The sequence below is a fragment of the Synechococcus sp. R70.1 genome, from assembly GCF_047461675.1.
Taxonomy (GTDB): Bacteria; Cyanobacteriota; Cyanobacteriia; order Thermostichales; family Thermostichaceae; genus Thermostichus.
This window is the reverse complement of sequence record NZ_JANSHR010000078.1, coordinates 64,689-84,600: the sequence shown is the minus strand read 5'-3', so window position 1 is coordinate 84,600 and position 19,912 is coordinate 64,689. Positions and strand designations below refer to the sequence as shown.

General features: G+C 59.9%; 15 protein-coding genes. 10 read left to right on the top strand and 5 right to left on the bottom strand.

Translation table 11 applies throughout. The features are described 5' to 3' along the window. Both NW807_RS09375 and NW807_RS09370 read right to left on the bottom strand, forming a co-directional pair. Complete coding sequence (locus NW807_RS09375; RefSeq protein WP_414425928.1) at positions 1–1,293, bottom strand: serpin family protein; 1,293 nt, start codon at positions 1,291–1,293, stop codon at positions 1–3. A gap of 120 nt (positions 1,294–1,413) precedes the next feature. Then, positions 1,414–2,730: a lipopolysaccharide biosynthesis protein gene (locus NW807_RS09370; protein WP_414425927.1), complete on the bottom strand. Its 1,317-nt coding sequence runs from the start codon at positions 2,728–2,730 to the stop codon at positions 1,414–1,416. Between the two features lie 46 nt (positions 2,731–2,776). Between NW807_RS09370 and mrdA the strand changes: the two genes are divergently transcribed. The 4 genes from mrdA to NW807_RS09350 all read left to right on the top strand — a co-directional run bounded on the left by mrdA (position 2,777) and on the right by NW807_RS09350 (position 7,580). Continuing rightward, complete coding sequence (mrdA, locus tag NW807_RS09365; protein ID WP_414425926.1) at positions 2,777–4,669, top strand: penicillin-binding protein 2; 1,893 nt, start codon at positions 2,777–2,779, stop codon at positions 4,667–4,669. Positions 4,670–4,949: 280 nt separating this feature from the next. Further along, entirely contained in the window at positions 4,950–5,258 is a 309-nt protein-coding gene (locus NW807_RS09360; RefSeq protein ID WP_414393879.1) for an HU family DNA-binding protein, read from the top strand. Between the two features lie 60 nt (positions 5,259–5,318). After that, a complete protein-coding gene (locus tag NW807_RS09355) occupies positions 5,319–6,500 on the top strand; it encodes a pyridoxal phosphate-dependent aminotransferase (protein ID WP_414405990.1) in 1,182 nt (393 codons plus the stop codon). A gap of 168 nt (positions 6,501–6,668) precedes the next feature. Beyond that, positions 6,669–7,580 (top strand): hypothetical protein, encoded by a 912-nt coding sequence (locus tag NW807_RS09350; protein ID WP_414425925.1) that lies wholly within the window; start codon positions 6,669–6,671, stop codon positions 7,578–7,580. 20 nt (positions 7,581–7,600) lie between these two features. Here the strand turns inward: NW807_RS09350 and NW807_RS09345 are convergent, their stop codons facing one another. Together NW807_RS09345 and NW807_RS09340 are read right to left on the bottom strand one after the other, a co-directional pair. Further along, positions 7,601–8,077 carry a bis(5'-nucleosyl)-tetraphosphatase gene (locus NW807_RS09345; protein ID WP_414425924.1) on the bottom strand — a complete coding sequence of 159 codons (477 nt, stop codon included), beginning with the start codon at positions 8,075–8,077 and terminating at the stop codon, positions 7,601–7,603. 148 nt (positions 8,078–8,225) lie between these two features. Then, entirely contained in the window at positions 8,226–9,647 is a 1,422-nt protein-coding gene (locus NW807_RS09340; RefSeq protein ID WP_414425923.1) for a DUF2079 domain-containing protein, read from the bottom strand. A 361-nt stretch (positions 9,648–10,008) separates the two neighbouring features. Between NW807_RS09340 and NW807_RS09335 the strand changes: the two genes are divergently transcribed. The 4 genes from NW807_RS09335 (at position 10,009) to NW807_RS09320 (ending at position 15,530) form a co-directional block, all read left to right on the top strand. Beyond that, positions 10,009–11,733: an electron transfer flavoprotein gene (locus tag NW807_RS09335; RefSeq protein ID WP_414425922.1), complete on the top strand. Its 1,725-nt coding sequence runs from the start codon at positions 10,009–10,011 to the stop codon at positions 11,731–11,733. Between the two features lie 142 nt (positions 11,734–11,875). Beyond that, on the top strand, positions 11,876–13,282 hold the full coding sequence (locus tag NW807_RS09330) for a sugar transferase (protein ID WP_414425921.1): 1,407 nt from the start codon (positions 11,876–11,878) through the stop codon (positions 13,280–13,282). A gap of 18 nt (positions 13,283–13,300) precedes the next feature. Next, positions 13,301–14,071 carry a phosphoribosylaminoimidazolesuccinocarboxamide synthase gene (gene purC / locus NW807_RS09325; RefSeq protein ID WP_414425934.1) on the top strand — a complete coding sequence of 257 codons (771 nt, stop codon included), beginning with the start codon at positions 13,301–13,303 and terminating at the stop codon, positions 14,069–14,071. A 49-nt stretch (positions 14,072–14,120) separates the two neighbouring features. Beyond that, positions 14,121–15,530, top strand: coding sequence for a DUF2157 domain-containing protein (locus NW807_RS09320; protein ID WP_414425920.1), 1,410 nt, complete (start codon positions 14,121–14,123; stop codon positions 15,528–15,530). Between the two features lie 988 nt (positions 15,531–16,518). On the opposite strand, the gene hemC is transcribed toward NW807_RS09320, so the two are convergent. Beyond that, a complete protein-coding gene (hemC, locus tag NW807_RS09315; RefSeq protein ID WP_414425919.1) occupies positions 16,519–17,505 on the bottom strand; it encodes a hydroxymethylbilane synthase in 987 nt (328 codons plus the stop codon). A gap of 265 nt (positions 17,506–17,770) precedes the next feature. Between hemC and NW807_RS09310 the strand changes: the two genes are divergently transcribed. Together NW807_RS09310 and NW807_RS09305 are read left to right on the top strand one after the other, a co-directional pair. Continuing rightward, a complete protein-coding gene (locus NW807_RS09310) occupies positions 17,771–18,232 on the top strand; it encodes a YlqD family protein (protein ID WP_414405981.1) in 462 nt (153 codons plus the stop codon). Between the two features lie 182 nt (positions 18,233–18,414). Further along, positions 18,415–19,842 carry a glycosyltransferase family 2 protein gene (locus NW807_RS09305; RefSeq protein ID WP_414425918.1) on the top strand — a complete coding sequence of 476 codons (1,428 nt, stop codon included), beginning with the start codon at positions 18,415–18,417 and terminating at the stop codon, positions 19,840–19,842. Positions 19,843–19,912: the final 70 nt, after the last annotated feature.

Below are 19,912 nucleotides of genomic sequence, written 5' to 3'. Positions count from 1 at the left end.
CTACTTCGGGTCTACTACGGATCCCATAAACAGCAGCGTTTGAGCCGCCGGGTTGCCGCCGGATCCCGAGGCCACAATGGCCAACCAGAAGGGGCGATCCGCTACGAATTGGAAGGGTTCTTGCCGGTCGAGAGCGGTGCGCGAGACAAGCACGCCGGTGGCGGCTGCCGCCTCGGATCCCTCTTCGTTGACTTCGAGGGCCGCCTTGTGCAAGACTCTGCTGACCCGTGTCGGCTCTGGGGTCATCTGGCTGAAATCGGCCCGACGGGAAAAGGCGATCCCCAGGCCCAACTGCTGCAAAGCCGGCCCCAGATCGGTCTCGTAGGCCAGCTTAAGCTTGGGGATCCGCACCGAGCCGGGGCGGGTGGGCAGGGATCCCGTCCATTCTTGCCACGTTTCTGGGCTGAGCTCCTGCCGCAGGGCTTCTAAGCTTACTCCCGGTTTCGGCAGCAGGATCAGCAGGGCCAGCTCCCCTTCCCCATAGGGCAGGCGCACCACCTGGAGCTGCTTGGTCTCCCGGTAGCCGTAGCGGCCGGATTGGGCCATCATCGGCACTTGGACACGGCTGCCATCCGGGCGGGTGAAGGGCTGGGGTTCTGTCAGGGCCGGATCGAAGGGCTGGGTCCACTTTCCCCTGAAATAGATGGCGTTGAGCAAAACCATCCTGTCTTCACGGCCGAGGCGGTCCACAAGGCGGTCAATCTTGCCCTGGGTGCGCTCGGCTACCCAACGGTTGATGGCCTGCACCGTTTGAGGGGATCCCAGCTCCACCCGATTGGCCACTGCTTGGTAATAGGTAGCCAGGGCTTGCAAAAAGGGAGGCCGCAAGGTGAGGGTGGTATCGACCCAAAGACCGTTGGCCATTTGCACCTGGATTGGCCCTGCTGTTTGCGATCTTTCCGCCAGCCAGCGCACCATCTGAGCAGTGGTCCAGTTCAACTCATTGAGGGAGAGTTCCTGGGCCTCCAGGACCTTGGCCATTGCCGCTTGGGTCTCTCCAGCAGCGCCGTTGTACAGCAGGCTCAAGGCTAGGCGAATGCTCAAGGGGGAGAAAAAAAGGTTCTCTCGCGGCTGCTGCCGGAGCAAGTGATCGAAGAGTTTTAGCGCAAAGCGACTTTGGGCTTGCTGGGCCACCGCCTCTTCTCCATACCCTTCCCCGTAGGTCACGGTCGGCTGGAACGGGAGCCGCAGAGGGGTTTCCTGGGATCCCATCCCGTGCGTGGGCCAAAGGCCCAAGAGCAACAGGCCAAACAGAACCAAAAGCGGGATCTGGCTTGCCGAGAATCTGCTCATTCTTGGCTGGGGAACGACTCTGAGGCTATGGTATCGGGCTAGGGGTGGAGGGCTCTTGCCCAAACTGGCCGTTGTGGCTGCGCTTGAGGAGATCCCGGCCAAACTGGCCAAGGCTTTCCTCTAGTCCTCGTTCGCGACAGCGGTGCGGCCCAATTCCTGTCGGATTAGCAGCAGCAGAGCCAGCACCAAGGTCACTTCCGAGAGCAAGGTGGCCAGGGCTGCCCCTCGCCACCCCCACGCCGGGATCCAGATCCCGTTCAAAGCTCCATTCAGGACTAGGGCTGCCAGTTGTCGGCGGCTTCGCAGCTTTTGCAGGCCAGCGCCAGTGAGCAGATGAGACAGCAGCAGGTGGAGCCCTTCTAGCAAAATGACGGGACTAAGCCAGCGCAGGATGAGAGCTGTCTCTTGGTAGGCGGATCCCAGCAGCCAAGGAATCCCGTAGGATCCCAGGGCCACCCCCAAAGTAGCCAAGCTGCCATAGCCGACCACCCAGGGGAAAAGCTGGCGGGCGTAGCGGCAGCCCTGCAGCAGGCCCTGCTGACCCTGGCGGCACAGCTCGGCAAAGTGGCTAGTGAGCAGCGCAATCATCGGCGTTTGCGAGAAGTTGATGACCCGGTAGGCGGCGCTGTAGAGCCCCCCTGTTGCGCTCGAGGCCAGGCGAGGCAAAAGCAGCTTGTCTAGGTCGGCGAAGGTTTTTGCCGCAGCCAGCCCTACGGCAAAGTCCCAACCTGCTCTCAGCCGTGGCCCTACCTCTTGCCAGTCCAGAGCCGCAAGAGAAGGAGCGCACCACCGCCGCATCCTCCAGCTCATTGCCCCCAGCACTGCCAACACCATTAGCCCGTAGAGGATAGCCCATTGGGTCAGGGATCCCCAGCCCAAAACTATCGCCAGCAGCACGGCGCTAACCCGCCCTAGGGCCATGCCGGTGTCGATGAAGGCTACCCCGGCAACTTGCTCTTGCCCAATGAGGATCCCCCTGTACACTTCGGGGAGGGCAATGAACAGCAGGTCGCTCCCCAGCAGGATGCCCACCTCAAGGGGGGAGATCCCGACCAGCCAAAGGCTCAGCAGAGGTGTTAACAGCAGCACTATCCCGCCGCAGCCCAGTCCGACCAGCCACAAGCTGGGAGCGATCTCCTGGGCAGATGCTGCGGATCCTCGGCCGCTCAGGCGCTGGATCAGAAGCTCTGACTGGCCCCAATAGCCAAAGGGGGCAGCTAGATTGCTGCAGGCCAAGATGGCGGAGAACACCCCAAATGCCTCTGGGCCCAACAGCCGCGCCAACAGGACGAAATAGGCTCCAGACAACCCTAAGCGCAGGCCATTGCCCAGCATCAGCCAGGCTGCCTGGCGCAGTCGGTGCCTTGCTTTTCCTAGACGAGGCCTGTCAAAGCTAGAGATACTGAGTAGATGCTGAGGCTGTCCGCCTAGCTGCATCAGCGGGCCCCAAGGTCGGCTCCCATTCTTTTTCCGGCAGTTTTTCATGGCCAAACTTTACCCTGTTGCTCCTGCCCCGCCCAGCTCCAGCGCCTTAGGGGAGCGGAAGCCTCAAGCCTTGTTTTCCCCCCACTCCAAGCCGGCCGTACTGCGACAAGTCCTTCCCCCACCGCCGTCCCCTAGCCCCCCTTGCCTGGGATCCCCCCCGGCCAAAACAGTAGGCCAAGGCTATCGAGCCCTTGCCTTGCTCTTGCTGGCTAGCGGGTTGCTGTGGGGAGGACTGGGATCGCGGCTGGCCTACCTGCAACTGGTGCGTGCCCAGTACTACCGCCAGTTGGCCGACACCAACCGCATTCGCCTGTTGCCCCAGCCGCCGGAGCGGGGACGCATTGTCGATCGCAACGGCGTGTTGCTGGCCGGTAGTCAACTGTCCTACTCGGTCTTTCTCTGGCCGTTGGTGCAGTCGCGGCAAGGTTGGCAGGAGACGATCCCCAAGCTGGCTCAGTACCTAAACCTGGATGCCAAAGAAATTGCCCAAAAACTGGAGCAAGCAGGTTATCGCTCCCCATTCCCTGTGCGCATCCTGCGCAACGCCAGCCCCGAGGTGGTAACTCGGCTGGAGGAGAGAAGCCGGGAACTTCCAGGGGTGATGGTGGAGGCGGAGACGGTACGCTTCTATCCCCACGGCAGCTTGGCCGCTCACCTGCTGGGCTACACCGGCGAGATCCCCCCAGAGCAGCTGCGAGCCGATCCCAGCTATCGCCTGGGGGACATTGTCGGCCTGATGGGGGTGGAGGAACTGTTTGAGAGCCATCTGCGCGGCCAGGGGGGTGGGCGCCAGGTGGAGGTGGACGCCGTGGGAAAGGTGCTGCGGGTGCTAGGCGAACAGCCTCCTCAGCCGGGCAAAACCCTGCAGCTGACGCTGGACGTGCGACTGCAGCAGGCGGCAGAGCGAGCCCTGGGCCAGCAGAAAGGAGCAGTGGTCGCCATGGATCCCCGCGACGGCTCGATCCTGGCTATGGCCAGCTATCCCACCTTTGATCCCAACCTCTTTTCTGGCCGCATCACCCAAGCGCAGTGGGAGAGCCTGCAAAAGCAGGATTTTCCCTTCCTCAACCGCGCCCTGCGGCCCTATCCCCCTGCTAGCACCTACAAAATCATCACCACTGCCGCCGGGATTGAATCGGGGGTCTTCCCTCCCGATACGGTGCTGCAGACGGCTCCCTACATTAGCGTAGGCGGGTGGCGCTTCTGGGAATGGAACCGCGTCGGCTTCGGGCGGCTGAACTACCGTCAGGCGATAGCCTACAGCAGCGACACCTTTTTCTACCAAATTGCTCTAGGCACCAAGGCCGCCCCCTTGCAAGAATGGTCGCGCCGCTTTGGGTTAGGCCAGCCTACCGGGATTGGCCTCAAAGGGGAAGCTGCTGGGCTGGTGCCCGATGCCGCGTGGAAACAGCGCCACTGGCGCGAGTCCTGGTATGTGGGCGATACGGTCAACATGTCCATCGGGCAAGGATTTGTCACCGCCACGCCGCTGCAGATGGCAGTGGTGACGGCAGCGGTAGCCAACGGTGGCTGGCGGGTTCGTCCCTTGCTCTCCCAGCAGGTGATCCCGGAAAGCCCTGTGCCCCTGCGACAGAAGGTGGGCCTCTCCCCTACCACCCTGCAGATCCTGCAGCAGGGGTTGCGGGATGTGGTAGTTTACGGCACCGGCGGCAACGCCAACCTGGGCCCAGGCTTTCCTCCCGTAGCAGGCAAAACTGGCACCGCTGAGGATCCGCCGCGGCGCTCCCACGCCTGGTTTGTCGGCTACGCTCCCTACGATCGGCCTGAGTTGGTGGTCGTGGTTTTTCTAGAAAACAGTGGCGGCGGGGGTGGATCCCGGGCAGCTCCGATCTTCCGCGAGGTGATGCGGGCCTACTTCCAAAGCAACTAGTGATACCCCAGCCCCAACCTTTGCTAGGAGAGCATTAGCATGATCTCAGTGCTACCTTTGTGTTCAAAAAATTCTGCTCTGCTCCTCGATTGGGTTAGCACGAGGGAGTCCCTAAGCTCCTTCTCTAGCCGGCTTCTAGCCTAAGTTGGCTGTAAAATAGGTCAGTGATTTGGAGCCAAATGGCTACAATCCTATCGTCGGCAGCGGCTGTGCCCTGGCACAAGGCTAGCCCTGCTCCTACAGCCACAACTTCTCTGAGCAGCTCATTGAGGAGACCAGGATGAACAAGGCAGAGCTTGTGGAAGCCGTCGCTCATCGCGCTAACGTAACCAAAAAAGAGGCTGAGGCTGTCTTGACGGCAGCCTTGGAGATCATCGTGGAAGAAGTTGCCTCCCGCGATGAAAACGGAGAACCCAAAGGAAAGGTCACCCTAGTGGGCTTTGGTTCCTTTGAGGCCCGCAAGCGCAAAGAACGGGAAGGCCGCAACCCGAAAACCAACGAGAAGATGGTGATTCCCGCCAGCGTTGTCCCCACCTTCACCGCCGGCAAAGCTTTTCGCGATGCGGTGGCAGCTGGCCACAGGTCTTGAACCGCTGGGTTAGGCTAAGTCCCGTTCGCATAGGCGGGAGGAAGTCCTAAGGGGATTGACGTGCAACGGCCTCGACATGGTGGCCACCGAGCTTGGGCAGCAGCGATTGCTGGTTGCCCGGTTGAGGCTATTGTGGATTTTTCCGCCAGCCTCAACCCCCTGGGCCCGCCGCCGTCGGTTGTGCAAGCCCTAGTTCGAGCGCTGGCGGCACCGGACCCAGTTGCCATCAGCTGCTACCCGGATCCCGACTATCGAGAGCTACGTGCTTGCTTGGCGCAGCGCTGGTCAGTCGACCCGGAGTGGATTTTTGTCGGAAACGGGGCGGCGGAATTGCTGACCTGGGCTGCTCGGGAGGCGCAGGGGCTAGAGGTATGGCTGCCCCGTCCCGCTTTTGGCGACTATGAGCGGGCACTGCGGGCAGCAGGTGCCGTGATCAAGCCGCTGGATTGGCTGTCTTGTTCGGGATCGCCCACTGCCGCTTTGCTGCCAGAAGGGATCCCTGGCAACAAGAGAGGCCGGGTGCTCTGGCTAAACAATCCCCACAACCCGACGGGCCAGCTGATCCCGCGGGAGGCCATTCTGCCTCTTCTACCCCACTTTGAGCAGGTGGTGGTGGATGAGGCTTTTATGGACTTTCTCCCGGGAGACGCGCCGCAAGATCCAATTGATCTCTGCGCTGCAGCTGCTTGCCCCAGCGGGTCAGTGGCCCCTTTGCCCCGCAGCCAAACCTTGATCCCCTACCTTGAGGCCCACCCTAACACCCTTGTCATTCGCTCGCTGACCAAGTTTTTTACTTTACCCGGGTTGCGCATTGGGTTTGCAGTGGGCCATCCGGAGCGCTGGCGACGCTGGCGGCAGTGGCGGGATCCCTGGAGCGTCAATGGCTTGGCGGCAGTGGCGGCGGCAGCGGCTTTGGCTGACGCGGACTTTCGCCAGCGCACCTTGATGTGGTTGCCCAGGGCCCGCGAGCATCTGCTCAGAGGTCTGCAGGCGCTGCCCGGTTGGGATCCCTGGCCCAGCCAAGCCAATTTTGTGCTGGTGCGCTGCCCCCTCTCCGCCACGCAGCTTCAAGAACAGCTGCTGCGGCAGTACCGCATCCTGGTGCGGGATTGCCTAAGCTTCCCAGAGCTGGGGGATCGCTATCTGCGTATTGGCCTAAGAACTCTGCCGGAGCAAGAGCGCCTGCTCTCGGCCTGTTGGGAGATCCTGGAAAATCTCTCTCCTATAGCACCCATTGACTGATAGGGGCTTCTTTGGGGCCAAGCTCTAGAGGCCGGCCTCAGCTCTGTGGCATGGTATTAATGGCGTTGTCTCTGTCCCTTGCCCCAGTCCTGCTGTCAAGCTGTCAACGGCTAGAGTGTGAGGTTGGCTTTGCATACTGGTTCCTAAGCGAGGGAGGGTAGGTTATCTATGGACTTTTCTCCACTTCACTCAGATCCTACTCAGCCCCTGCCGCCGCCTCAGAAAACGCAGCTGACGCCCCAACGAACGCTTTCGGAAGTCCCTAGCCGTCTGCATCTGGATCCGCCCAAAGAAGGGAAACATTTCCGTCTCTGGCCGCGTTTACAGCGCCGGGAGTCCATCTCACGGCTGCGGGGGAGCCAGTCCGCTAGCAGCCTTCCCACCCACCGTCCTTTGCCTGTGCTGATCCAAGAGGTGGTGGAAGATTTAGAGGAAGAAGAAGTGCCCCGCCCTTCTAGAGGAGTTTCGCCCCTGGCGGCTTTGCTGGTTTGGGTGCTCTCTTGGGTGGGGATTGGCTTTGGGGTGCGCTGGCTACTCTGGCCAGAGGAGCTGTCGCTGCCCAAAGCTGAAAAGAAACTTGCTTTGGTGGACTTGGCCCAGCTACCCCTGATTCCCGAGGTGGGGGAAGAGTCGTATTCAGGTGGGGTGACTCCCCCTGAGTTAGCGCTGGGGTTGACCACTCCTTCGGTGGAGGAACTGCAAGTTGAGCCTCTTGAAAATGTCCCCAACCCGCTGGATAGCCTGCAAACTCCTCCCAGCCAGGAGACATGGGTGGAGAAATTGGCAGCTAGCCTGGAGCGTCCCTCCCAAGACAAGCTGCCCCGGGCGGTACCTTTGACTGGCAGCGACCCCGACTCGCTGGGGCCAAACCGCGGCGAGGGCACTTTCTTGGTGCTGACCACCTACTCTGGGGAGGAGAGCTTGGCGCAGGCTCGCCGCATTGCCCGTGACGCCTTTGTTAAAGAGGTGAACGGCCAAAAGTTTGTACAGGTAGCAGCCTTTGCACAACTAGAATATGCCCGCTACCATGCCGAGACCTTGAAAAATCAGGGCTTTAACGTCACGATTGTCGAGCAGTAGCTTGGGCCGTTGAGTTGCAATCACCTTTGGTCTCCCCACAGCTCTTCTAGATAAGCTTGGCAGCGGCGTAGAAGCTGGCGGCTTTCTTCAAAGGTCATTTGCTCCAAAGCTTCGGCGTAGGAGCACCAGCGGTAGGCAGCCACCTCCTCCGGTTGAACCTGTAGCTCAGGGGGAGGGAACTGGGTTGGCAGGAGAGCGACGTAGTAGGTAACGGTCTTGGCTACGGCATTCCCGGCGGAATCGGTGAAGGTGTAAACCTCCTGCAGCGATAGAGGCTCGGACTGGCCCGGCAACACTAGAAAGTGATACTCGGTCAGGCCGGTTTCCTCGCGCAGCTCCCGCTGGGCTGCCGCCAGCTCGCTCTCACCCTCATCTTTGTGTCCTTTGGGGAAGGCCCAGTGCCCCTTTTGGTGCTGGATAAGCAGATAGAGATGGGATCCCTGGGCAGGTGGGAGGGGAAGCACTGGGATCACGCCGTAGGCAGCATCCGTCAGCATGAAAAGATTCTAGCTTTCCTGCCCCCCAAATCCTAGGCCTCAGCAAAGAGGGAGGATGTCAGCTGCTCGTCTCCCCACCCTCTTCTTGGTCGGTGGGGTTCGGGATTCTGAGCTGAGCTTCTTGGCCCCTGAGAGCAGCAGGCTAAGCCTAAGGTTTTTCCCGTAGCCTGGAGAACAGGTACACCCCATCGCGATGGTAGAGCAGTCGAAACGAGGCTTCTTTTTGTAAAGCTCGGATCAGAGCATGGGAGAACTCTAGGCTGCTGCGCCATCCCGGATGGCGGCTGTTCAGTAGCACATAATCAAAGGGATCCCATTGGTCAGGGGGGGATCCCCTAAAGCGGCTTTCGTCGGTAAAGTAAATAACCCGCCGGTGGGTGAGGTGGGGGCAGATCTCGTGGGTGGTGAGAACGCCCCCTTGAGTGGTGATCTGGGCAAGGGCCTCTCGAGTGGCCTGCCAAGTGTCGAGAGACTGGAGATAGATAGATCCGAAAAAAGTGTATTTGCCCAGAGCCAGAAAAGCCAGCAGCGACCAGGTCAGGGCCGCTTTCTTGGCAAAACGAGCTTGAAAGCAAGGCGTTTTCATCCTTTCAATCATAGCCAGAAATAAGAAGGGGACAACAGGCAGTGCGTACTGATGCACCAGATCCCGATAGGCAGGATTGCTGGAGAGAATGTTCAGCCCCAAAGTTGGCAGAGCAGGGATCCAGGGATCCCAGTGGCGCCAAGAGAGCCCCCAGGCCACGGGGATAACCAACAAAAATCCATAGAATAGGGTATCGAGAGAGAAGAATTTGCCCAGGACTAATGTTGGCTTGAGCACCAAGTTTTGGATGATCTCAGAAACAGAGCTGCCCAAATAGCTATAGTGGGAGATGGCCGCTGGCTCGCTGCCGCTGAAGTGAGGGATAACCCAAAAAGTGGCTATGCCAAACCAGGCTGAACCTAAGGCTACGGCCACCCAGCCGGCCACCTGGCAGCGCTGTTGCCAGCGCTTCTGGATTCGCCTGCTTTCGAAAAGCAGTAGCCAAACTCCCAGGGCAACAACATTGAGAGACAGCACCGCTTTGCAGCCAAGGATACCGCTCAGGCACAGCAAGAACCCCCACAGGTTGGCAGAGCGAATGCAGAGTATAGCTGCCAAAAAAAGGGGAACGGCCAACACTTCTGGGTGAAAATCAAAAAGGTTGGCGTTAAAGATAGCCGGGTAGAGAAGATAGGCGGCGGCAATGGTCTTTGCCTTTCCAGGATCAACCTCGGCCTGGAGCGCAAGATGGTAAACGGCCAGCGCTCCCAAAGTTAGCGCCAGAGATTGGATGCCGAACAGCCAATAAACCGAGGGGACAATGCGGTACAAGAAACTGATGGGATATAGGATGAAGGCCGCATGATCTCCGAGGATGTGGATCCCTCGGATAGTGGAAAAAGGAACTTCTCCACGGCTAATTAGATAAATTGATTGGTCAAAAATTCCAAGGTCATAGCCGCCCGACTGAAATAAGTGATGTCGCACAACGCTGCAGCTCAAAAGAGCCAAGAAGGCGCAGAGCAGCATTGCCAACAAAGACATAGGCAGAGGACGATTCTTCGACATCCGCCAAGACTGGGGGATCCCACCGGAGCAGATCCAGTTGCTGCCAACGAACCGTCGGTTCTGCCCAGCCGAAGCCGTGTTGCTATCGCAAAAGCTAGGGATTGCTTGAACCCAGACGGCAGTGCAGACAGCTTGGCCCGAAGTCCGAGGCAAAAACCCCGACAGTCTTGCTAGAAGAGGCACCGCGACCGTCCACCGATGAGAAGGAGAGTTGGCCATTGTCTCGGCTGTGGAGGCAGCGCAGAAGCTTGAGAAGGTCTAAAGTTTCGCTTTCTTTCCACCGCCTCTCTTTAGGATACAGGCAGGCCATCCAAAGCCGCTGCGTGGGGAATCCTGCATGGGTGAAGCCATCCGCTACGACCTGCTTTTGGTGGGGGGGAGCTGCTCGAACCTAATCCTGGCCCATCGCCTTCTGGATCTGGCCAAGCTCTCTGGGCTTAAAATCTCCATTGCCATTTTGGAAAAAGCCCGGCAATTTGGTGGGCACATTGTCAGTGGCGCTATCTGCAGCCCCCAGGTGATTGCCAAGCTTTTCCCGGATTTTGAGAGCCAAGGATTTCCCCACGAGGGGCGGGTGGAGGTGAGCCACCTGAGCATATTGGGATCCCAGGAACGGTGGGACTTGCCAGAGGCAGTGATCCCAAAGGGGTTGCGCAAACAGGGGCAGCTCATCCTCACCCTCAGCCATGTCATTCGCTGGCTAGCCGAAACCCTACAAGAAAAGGCTAAAGGGATCCCCAACGTCGCCCTGGACGTATTCCCTGGCTTTGCTGCCCATGAGATCCTCTATGAGGGGGAGCGAGTCATTGGGGTGCGGGTGAGCGACTCCGGCCAGGTTTATGAAGACTGTGTCTTTGCCGAGCTCACTTGTTTTGGCGACAAGGGGTTTATCTCTAAGGATCTGATCGAAAAGTTTCACCTGCGCCCCCGCCCGCAACTGTGGTCAGTGGGGGTCAAGGAGCTGTGGCAGATTCCTGGCTCGCTGCAGGGGCAGGTGTGGCATACCCTGGGCTACCCCGTTTTGGATGGCAGCTTTGGCGGCGGCTTTGTCTATGGTCTCAAAGATAACCGCCTGGCTCTGGGCCTCATCATTGGCCTCGACAGCAAAAATCCCAACCTCAACCCGCAGCAGCGCCTGCAGGAGTTCAAAGCCCACCCCTGGATCCAGTCCCTGATTGCTGGCGGCAAGTTGCTCAAGTACGGGGCGGCTGTCATTCCCGAAGGGGGCTACTACAGCTTGCCCACTCGCTTTGGCGTCGAAGGGGCCTTGCTCTTGGGCGATGCCCTGGGGGTGCTGGATGTGGGCAGCCTGGCCGGGATCAACAACGCCATGGAGACCGGTTACCTAGCAGCGGGCCTCATTCACGACGGCTTCTTGAAAGGAGATCTGCGGATCCAAGAGGCCTACCAAAAGGCGGTGATGGAGAGCTCCGTTGGCCAAGATCTCTACCGTAGCCGCTACTTCCGGGAAGCCTTTTTGGAAAACCCCCATCTGCTGGATGCGTACCTGCCCCAGATCTGCCGCAGCGTGGATGCCGGCCACCCTTGGCTGGGATCCCTGCGCTGGGGCCTGCAGGATCCCGTGCGTCGCGGCAGGGAACTCCTGCGTGCCTATACCCTGCTGACGGGACGGGTCAGCGCCAGCGAGCCACCCCCACGGGGATATGTGGCCCCCCATGCCGCCATCCAGGCGGACTTTGTGGCCCCCAGCGTTGTGGATCCCGAAACATTGACCACTCGAGCGGGCTATTTCTCGCGATCCGAGGCCGTCTTTTTTGCGGATCCCCGCTACCCCGAAGGCAACCGCCATATCCTCGAGTTTAGCGCCGACACCTGCCGCCAGTGCATTGCCACCTACGACAAACTCAACCGCCCTACCCCCTGCGTGGCCGATTGCCCGGCAGAAGTCCACCACATCCGGGAACGCAACGGCCTCCGCTCCCACGCCATGGCTTTGGAAAACTGCATCCAGTGCCGCACCTGCGAGATTGTCTGCCCCTATCTCAACTTGCGGGTTAACCCCAGCTACGAGGGATCCGGCCCCGATTTCTACGGGCTGTAGTGTCCTCTAGGTTGGCTAGGGCAGCTCTCTGGCCAGTTGGGACGGCCAACCACTAGAATCCCAGTCTGGACTCTAGAGGAGACAGTTCTTGGCCAATCCCTTTAGCCAGAGGCAGTCCTCTTGGAGGAGGACGGGGCCCTTTTTGGGTAGCTACACCCTGAGCCTAGATCCGCACCACCTGTGGGTGCCCTTGGCCTGTTTTGGGGATGGGCTCTGTATTTGGCTGGCCTTCGGGGCAGCTTACTGGCTGCGCAGCCTAGGCCCTCACCAGCTTTTGCCGTGGGATGTTTACGCTGGCCTGGGGTTGCTGACCGTTCTCAGCTACTGGGGCGTTCAGGCCGGTTTGGGAGGATACGGCGAATCAAAGCGCCTATCTCGCTTTGAAGAATGGGCCAGCTTGCTGCTGGGGCTGGGGGTGACCTTCGGCCTGGTGCTGGCAGGGGCCTTCTTCGTGCGCTCCGTCTCGCTGTCGCGCTTGGTGGTGGGCTATGCTGGCCTGCTGGCTCTGCTCGGCTTGACGGTAATGCGGGCAGCGCTGCGGCTGGGCATGGGCTGGCTATACGCCCGCGGCCAGGGGCGGCGACGGGTCATCTGGGTGGGATCCGGCTTGCTCTTGGCTGAGGTGCTGGAGCGGCTAGAGCGCTGTCCAGCCTTGGGGTTTGAGGTCAAGGCTTGGGCCGTGGCTGGGGATCCCTCGGCGCCAGAGCCGGGGCCTCTGCAGAAGCTGGAGCGGCTTGAGCCCGCTCATCTGGTGGCCTATGTACAGGCTCACCCTGAGATCCAGGAGGTGTGGTTTGGGCAGCCCCAGTTGGCCTCTGCGCCCCTCTTGCTGAGCTTGCAAGCCCTCTCCGTTCAAGTGCGCCTGGTGCCAGAGCTTCTCAGCTTCTTAACCGTTAACCTCCAGTTCCACTCTCTGGATGGGATCCCGCTGCTGACGCTGCGGCAGCCCCCTCTGCGCTATGCCCACAACCGTTTCCTCAAGCGCGCTGTAGATATCCTAGGGGCCTCCCTGGGTCTGGTGTTGCTTAGCCCGCTCTTCCTGGTCATCGCTCTGCTGGTGGCCTGCAGCAGCCCTGGCCCCATCCTGTATTGGCAGGAGCGGGTAAGCTTGGAGGGGCGGCGCTTTTGGATTGCCAAGTTCCGCACCATGCGGGTAGATGCGGAGGAGCCTGGGCAACCGGGCTGGACGCGCCCTGGGGATCCGCGCCGAACCAAGATAGGAGCCTTTTTGCGCCGCACCAATCTGGACGAGCTTCCCCAGCTTTGGAACGTTTTGAAGGGGGAAATGAGCCTGGTGGGCCCTCGCCCCGAGCGGCCCTACTTCGTGGAGCAGTTTAGCCAGGAGATCCCCAAGTATCCGGATCGGCACTTGGTGAAAAGCGGCCTTACCGGCTGGGCCCAGATCCACGGCCTGCGGGGAGACACCAGCATTGCCCGCCGCACCCAGTATGATCTCTACTATGTGCAAAACTGGTCTCTGTGGCTGGATCTGCGCATCCTGGCCATCACCCTCTGGCAAGGGATCCGCGGACGGTTGAACGGATATTAGGGGTTGCTCATGTCCAACTTGCCCACGCCCCAAGAGCTCCTCTACGAGGGCAAAGCCAAACGGGTCTACCGCACCGCCGATCCCCAGGTTTACCTCTGCCAGTACAAAGACGACGCCACGGCTTTTAATGCCCAAAAGCGGGGATCTATCGCCGGCAAGGGGGAGGTCAACTGCACCGTCTCTAGCCGGGTGTTTGCCTACCTGGCGCGGCAGGGCATCCGCAACCACTTTCTGGCCCAAACCGGCCCCACCGAGATGCAGGTGCGAGCCTTGCACATCCTGCCTTTGGAAGTGGTGGTGCGCAACCGTGCTGCTGGCAGCCTCTGCAAGCGCCTGGGCCTGGAGCGGGGCCTTCCCATCGAGCCACCGCTGGTGGAGTTCTATTACAAAAACGACGCCCTGGGGGATCCCCTGGTGACTCCCGACCACATCCGCCTATTGCAGTTGGCCACGCCAGAGCAAGTGGAGGTTTTGGGATCCCTGGCTTTGGCAGTCAACACTCACCTTCGCGACTTCTGGAGGCGCTGCCGGCTGGAGCTGGTGGACTTTAAGTTGGAGTTTGGCTTGGACGAGGAAGGGCAGATCTGGCTAGCGGACGAAATTAGCCCCGACACCTGCCGTCTTTGGGATCTAGAGGGAGCTGAGCCACGAGTGCTGGATAAAGACCTCTTTCGCTTTGATCTCGGCGATCCGGCAGCCGGCTACCAAGAGGTGCTGCAGCGGGTGCTCCAGGCTACGGATCCCAATCTCCCCTCTCCCTTTGGGAAAGGGGTTGGGGGTGGGGGCTAGAATACTGGCGACATACCCTGCTACACCCGGCACCTTGACGGGATCCCCTGTGACTTCTCCCCGCCCCGACGACCGCTTCCGCCGTCAACTGGCTAATCTACTGGACACCTGGGTGGAGCAGGGGCTAATCCAGCCGGAGCAACGGGATCGCCTGGGGGAGTACTACCAGCTAGAGAGCTTGCCGAGAACAGCCGGCAGCCGCTTTACCCTGTTGCTGCTGCTGTTTGGCGCCGTGCTAGTGGGCTTGGGGGCGATCTCCTTCGTGGCCGCCAACTGGGACGCCATTCCCCGCTGGGCCAGAGCCTTGGGATCCCTGGCTCTCACGCTGGGGCTGCAGGGGGCCGGCTTTCGGCTTAGGCAGCAGGGCTCCCCGCGCTTGGGCAGCGCCTTGTTGATTGCCGGCGAGCTGTCTTTGGGGGCTGCCATTGGCCTGACGGCCCAGTGGGTTCAAATCGGGGGATCCCCGGCGGGCTTGTTCTTGGCCTGGGGGCTGGGCAGCCTGGCCATGGCCTACAGCTTGGTCCACACCCCCAGCGGCATCTTGGCCTGTCTCTTATTCGCCCTGGCTGGGATAACTACCCTGTGGGAGGAGGGGATCGGCTCGGCTCTGGATCCTCTCTACCCCTGGCTGGCCCTTGGCCTATTGCTGCCCCTTGCCTATGGGTGCCGCTCCCGTTGGATCTTGGCTTTGGCATTGGTGAATTTCGGCCTGGCGCTAGAAAGGCTGGCAGGGCGCTGGGACGGGTCTGCAGAAAGCTTGACCCTCTGGCTGCTGCTTGGTCTTGCTGTCGTCTGGGGGCTGGGCTTTTGGCACCAACGCCGTGGGCAGTGGCTAGGCCAGATCTTGACCGGAGAAGATGGCCAGGAGGGCGAGCAGGAGCAAGGCTGGGATCTGGACCCGACGGCGGAGGGGCTGGCCTTCCTGGGGTTGGGCTTTCTCCTCTACCTCTGGAGCTTTCGTGAGCTTTGGGACTGGGATCTCAAACCTGTACCCTTAGTCCAAACTGTGGATCCCTGGGCGGGCCTGTCGGCAGCAGGATTGCTATTGCTAGCCGGTTGGAGCTGGTGGCAGGGCTGGCAGGCAAAGCGATCCCAGCCCGTTTCTGCTTGGCTGAAGGATGCTGCCGTTCTGTTCTCGCTGGTTGCCTTGGTGCTTTTGCTGGGGATCCGCAGCGCCCTGCCTTTGAACCTAACCGCAAAGGTAGCCTTGGCCTTCTTTGCTCCCTGGATCGTGACCCTTTCGCTCGTGGGATTGTCGGTGGTGCTCTGCTGGGAAGGGCTGCAGCAGAGGCGGCGGAGCCGCTTCTGGCAGGGGCTATTGGGCCTGACCTTGGTGGTGCTGACCCGCTTTTTCGAGTACCAGACCAACCTGATGACCAAATCGGCGGTGCTGGTGGTCTGTGGGATCGGCGTGATCTGGCTGGGGCTGAAGTTTGAGAGACGTATCTTCAATGCCTAGGAATCTTTCCTTTGGCTTTCTCAGGAGCTCAAGAGTCAATAGAAGTTGACAAAAAATCGCGACACTTAGGGAACTTACTCTTCTCTGAAAAGTCTTTGTTGGTAGAAAGTTTCTTGGAGAACGTCAATGAAAAAAACAGGCCTGGGCCTAGGTATACTGGCTCTAGTCTCTTTTGGTTTCTGGAGCTATGGCCCTTCCTCGATTGCCTCTGGTAGAGATCTGTTTTGGGGGCACTTTCCGGTAGCGCAAGCTCCAAGGCCGGCTGTGCCAGCAAGGCCCAGGACTCCAGAACCCGCGCCCTCCCCTGCTCCCGAAACTGAGGCCATCGATGAGCTGTTCCGCCAGATCCCCATTCTCCCCTCTCCAAGACCGTTGCCCACGCTCCCCTGCCCTCGGCCCATGAGGTTGCAGTCGGTGAGGCTGCAGGCTCCGCCACCCAGCCCCGCTGTTCCTTTGCAGCCAGAGATTCCAGCCACCATTTGGAGCAATCTCCAGGGTCCTTATGGAACTACAACTGGTCAGAACCAAACCCAAATAAAGTCTTTGCTCACACTTTTCAATGGAATCCTCCTTGTAAAGCAGGCTGCCGGCTGGGAGGTACTCTGACGTTTGCCTACCGCAACAATTTGCCGGCTAGCAGCAACAGTTCTCCGGATGCGGGCAACGACAAGTACTACGTGTATAACGGCGGCACTCTAACTCAATCGGGGTTCCTATACGCTTCACCTGTTAGTTCGACAGGTCAGACTTTTACCAAAACCCTAACGCTCTCGCCCGCTGAAGTTGCCAACAACAAGGTTACGTTGGTGGTTCAAGACGACACGGCTGTCTTGGAAGCTAAGGTGGAGCTCAACTACTGCTGCTGTGAATGTGAGTTCCCTATCTGAGGCAAGTCCTTGGCAGCAGTAACGGCAGAGGGGGGGATCTAAAACTCTCCCTGCCGTTTTTCTTTCCCTTGGCCAGTTTCCCGAGAGCTAGCCAAGAGAATTTAGCAGCGAGCCCGGGCAAAGATCTCCTGCAAGATCTCGTCGGCTCCCTGCTGCTTCAGCTTCTCCGCCAGGGCCACCCCAACCGCTTCCGGATCGGCGGTGGATCCCGTCTGGGTATCGCGGATGAGCCGTCGCCCCTCTAGGTCAGCCACCATGCCGGTCAGGTGCAGCTCTTCCCCTCGAACTTGGCTGTGGACGCCGATGGGCACCTGACAGCCCCCCTCCAGCGCCCGCAGGAAAGCTCGCTCGGCCAAACAGCGGGCTGTCGCCTCCGCATCAGCCAAGGGTCGGATGAGCTCCAGAATCCGCTCGTCCCCCTGCCGGCACTCGAGCCCCAGGGATCCCTGGCCAACCGCGTACAAGAACACACTGGGATCCAGCACCTCGTGGATCCGGTCGGTTTTGCCCAGCCGCTTTAGGCCGGCCACCGCCAAAATCAGGCCGTCGTACTCCCCCCGCTCCAGCTTGGCCAAGCGCGTGTTGAGGTTGCCCCGCACGTCCTTAAACTGCAAGTGGGGAAAGGCGTGGCGCAGTTGGGCCAGTCGCCGCAGCGACGAAGTGCCAATCACCGTCCCTTCGGGCAGGGTGGCCAGTTGGTAGCCACGCAGCTCCTCCCGCAGCACCAGCGCGTCCAAAGGATCCTCCCTTTGCGTAATCGCCCCTAGTACCAGGCCTTCCGGCAAACGGGTGGGCAAATCCTTGAGGCTGTGCACTGCCAGATCGCTGCTGCCGTTGAGCAGACTGACCTCCAACTCCTTGGTAAACAAGCCCTTGTCTCCAATTTTGGCTAGCGCCACATCTAGGATGATGTCTCCCTGAGTGGAAAGCGTGTGCAGCTCCAGCGGCAATCCTGGATGGTGGGCCTGCAACTGTCCCATTACCCAGTAGGTCTGGGCCAAAGCCAGCTCGCTTTTGCGGGAGGCGATCCGCACTGGCTGGGCAGCCCCTGCCGAGGGTTGCCAGGGAGTTGAGGCCAGTTCGCTCATGACTGCTGCAAAATCCGAGAACACCGTCTTTCACGCTAACTGACTTCGCGCCGCCGCAGGGCAGCGACCTTCAAGATCCTTAACCAAAGCTGCCATTGCCCCCAGCCCAGACTTTACTGCAGGGATCCCAGCCGGTAGGATAAAGTAGGTGAGTTCGCCGGCTCAGCAGGAGAGGATTTAGTCGGTTGAGCTTCTCTTCCCCAAGTCCAGAGTTTTTGAGGGGAGATTTCCCCGTCTGCTTGGTCATCTGCCTGGCATAGGTCTTATGGAAGAAAACAACGTCGGCAACGGCACTCAGTTACTGCTCAAGCGCACCATCCCTGTTAAGGTGGTGGTCACCCCCCTTTGGAAGAAAGAAATGCGGGAGCAATTGGAGCGGCAGATTGAAGCCACCGATGCTCAGATACAGCAACTGGAGTTTCAGGGTAAGCGGGCCATTGCCGAAATCGAAAAACAAAGCCCTAACCCTAATAGCCCTCAGGTGCTCCAGCAGGTGGAAGCGGTGAAAAGCCGCGTGAACGAGCAAAAGATTAGGCTCTTGGATCAGAAAAACCAGTTGCTCCAGCAGCTCAACCAACTGAGCGACCTGGAACTGAACCAGGAGGTGCTGCAGGGCAGCGTGGAGAGCTTCTTCTACGTGCAAAAGGGAGACAACCTGATTCAGAAAATGCAGGTGGAGATCCTGCTTGAAGATGGGGTCATTAAGGAAATTCGCGGCAACCCATGAGCTCCCCATTGGGGCAGGAGGGATCCCTTGCTGCAGGGGTGGCAGCCTAAGAGCTTAGGTTTTCAGCCCAACTCGGTGACAACCCAGTGGTGACTAATGATTAACGACCTCTGAACAGCCGCCAGGCCTAGGCTTAGGCAAGCCGGTTGATTTGGGCAAAGCTGTTCGACAAGATACTCCCCATGTCTGAGTTTGTCTGGTCAGAGGCGGTTCCCCTAGAGGATCTGGATCTCCCCGAGTGGTTGCTCACCTCAGCCCAGCGCCGCCGGCTTAAAGCTCTGCTAGTTTTGGCGATGGTGTGGGGGGTAGTGAGCCTGATGCATCAGGTAGCCGTGGCCCGTTGGCTTACTGTTGGCCTAGCTACCTTCATGGTTATCCACGTCAACCGCCTGTTTCGCCTGCAGCCGGCAGACCCGCCGCCTCCCTTACGGCTTCACCCCCTGGAAACCCCAGCTAGAGACGAGGTTGACAAGGGATCTCCCAACCTTCCCTCAGAGGCTTTGGCCTTGCAGGAGCCACCTCTGCCGCGGGTAACGGTGCTGATCCCGGCCAAAAACGAGAGCGCTGTGCTACCGCGGCTGCTGCACAGCCTTAGCCAGCTGGACTACCCTCGCAGCCATCTAGAGCTCTGGGCCATTGATGACGCCAGCAGCGATGCCACCCCAGACATCCTGCAGGAGGCCCAAAAATGGCTGCCGCACCTCCGAGTTTACCGGCGGCCCCCAGGGCGAGGGGGCGGAAAGTCTGGTGCCCTTAACGAGGTCCTCCCCCTGACCCAGGGAGAGATTATCCTTGTCTGTGATGCCGACGCCATTGTGCCCTCGGATCTACTGGTTCGCACCCTGCCTTTATTTGCTCAGCCTCCTCGTCCTGGTCGGCGGGCAGTAGGTGCTGTACAGGTGCGCAAAGCCCTGAGCAACCCCAACGTCAACTTCTGGACGCTGGGCCAGGTGGCAGAGATGGCCTCCGACGCCTACTTGCAACAGCAGCGGGTACTCATCGGGGGTATTGGCGAACTGCGGGGCAACGGCCAATTGGTACGGCGGGATGTTCTGGAAAAGTGCGGCGGCTGGAACGAAAGCACCCTCACTGACGACCTGGATCTCACCTTGAAGCTCCACCTAGCAGGGGTGGATATTGCCTTCCTCACCGAGCCCGCTATTGTCGAAGAGGGGGTTACCTCTTGGAAAAGCCTTTGGTACCAGCGCTGTCGTTGGGCAGAAGGGGGTTACCAGCGTTACCTTGACTATTGGCCAGGGATCCTCAGCGGGCGCCTAGGCATGGCCAAGAGCGTTGATCTCTGGGCTTTCTTTATCTCCCAGTATCTGCTGCCTATGGCTTTGGTTCCCGATACCCTCTGGGTGCTGTTGACGGGCCACTCTTCAGTGCTGCTTCCCCTGAACGCTCTAGTTATGGGATCCCTGACCCTGGCCTTCTATCGCGGCCTACGCCAGGTGGAGGGGCTACGCGGGCGGCAACTGTGGTGGCGTACGGTCCTGGGGTTGCTCTACATGCTCCACTGGCTGCCGGTTATGATTGTCACCACGGCTCGGATGTGTGTGCAACCCAAACAGCTGAGGTGGGTGAAGACCGTTCACTATGGCCACTGAACCTGCTCTGTTTTTCCCTGCCATCCTGGTATCCTAGTTCAAACGCAGCTACTCCCTACCCAGCCTAAGT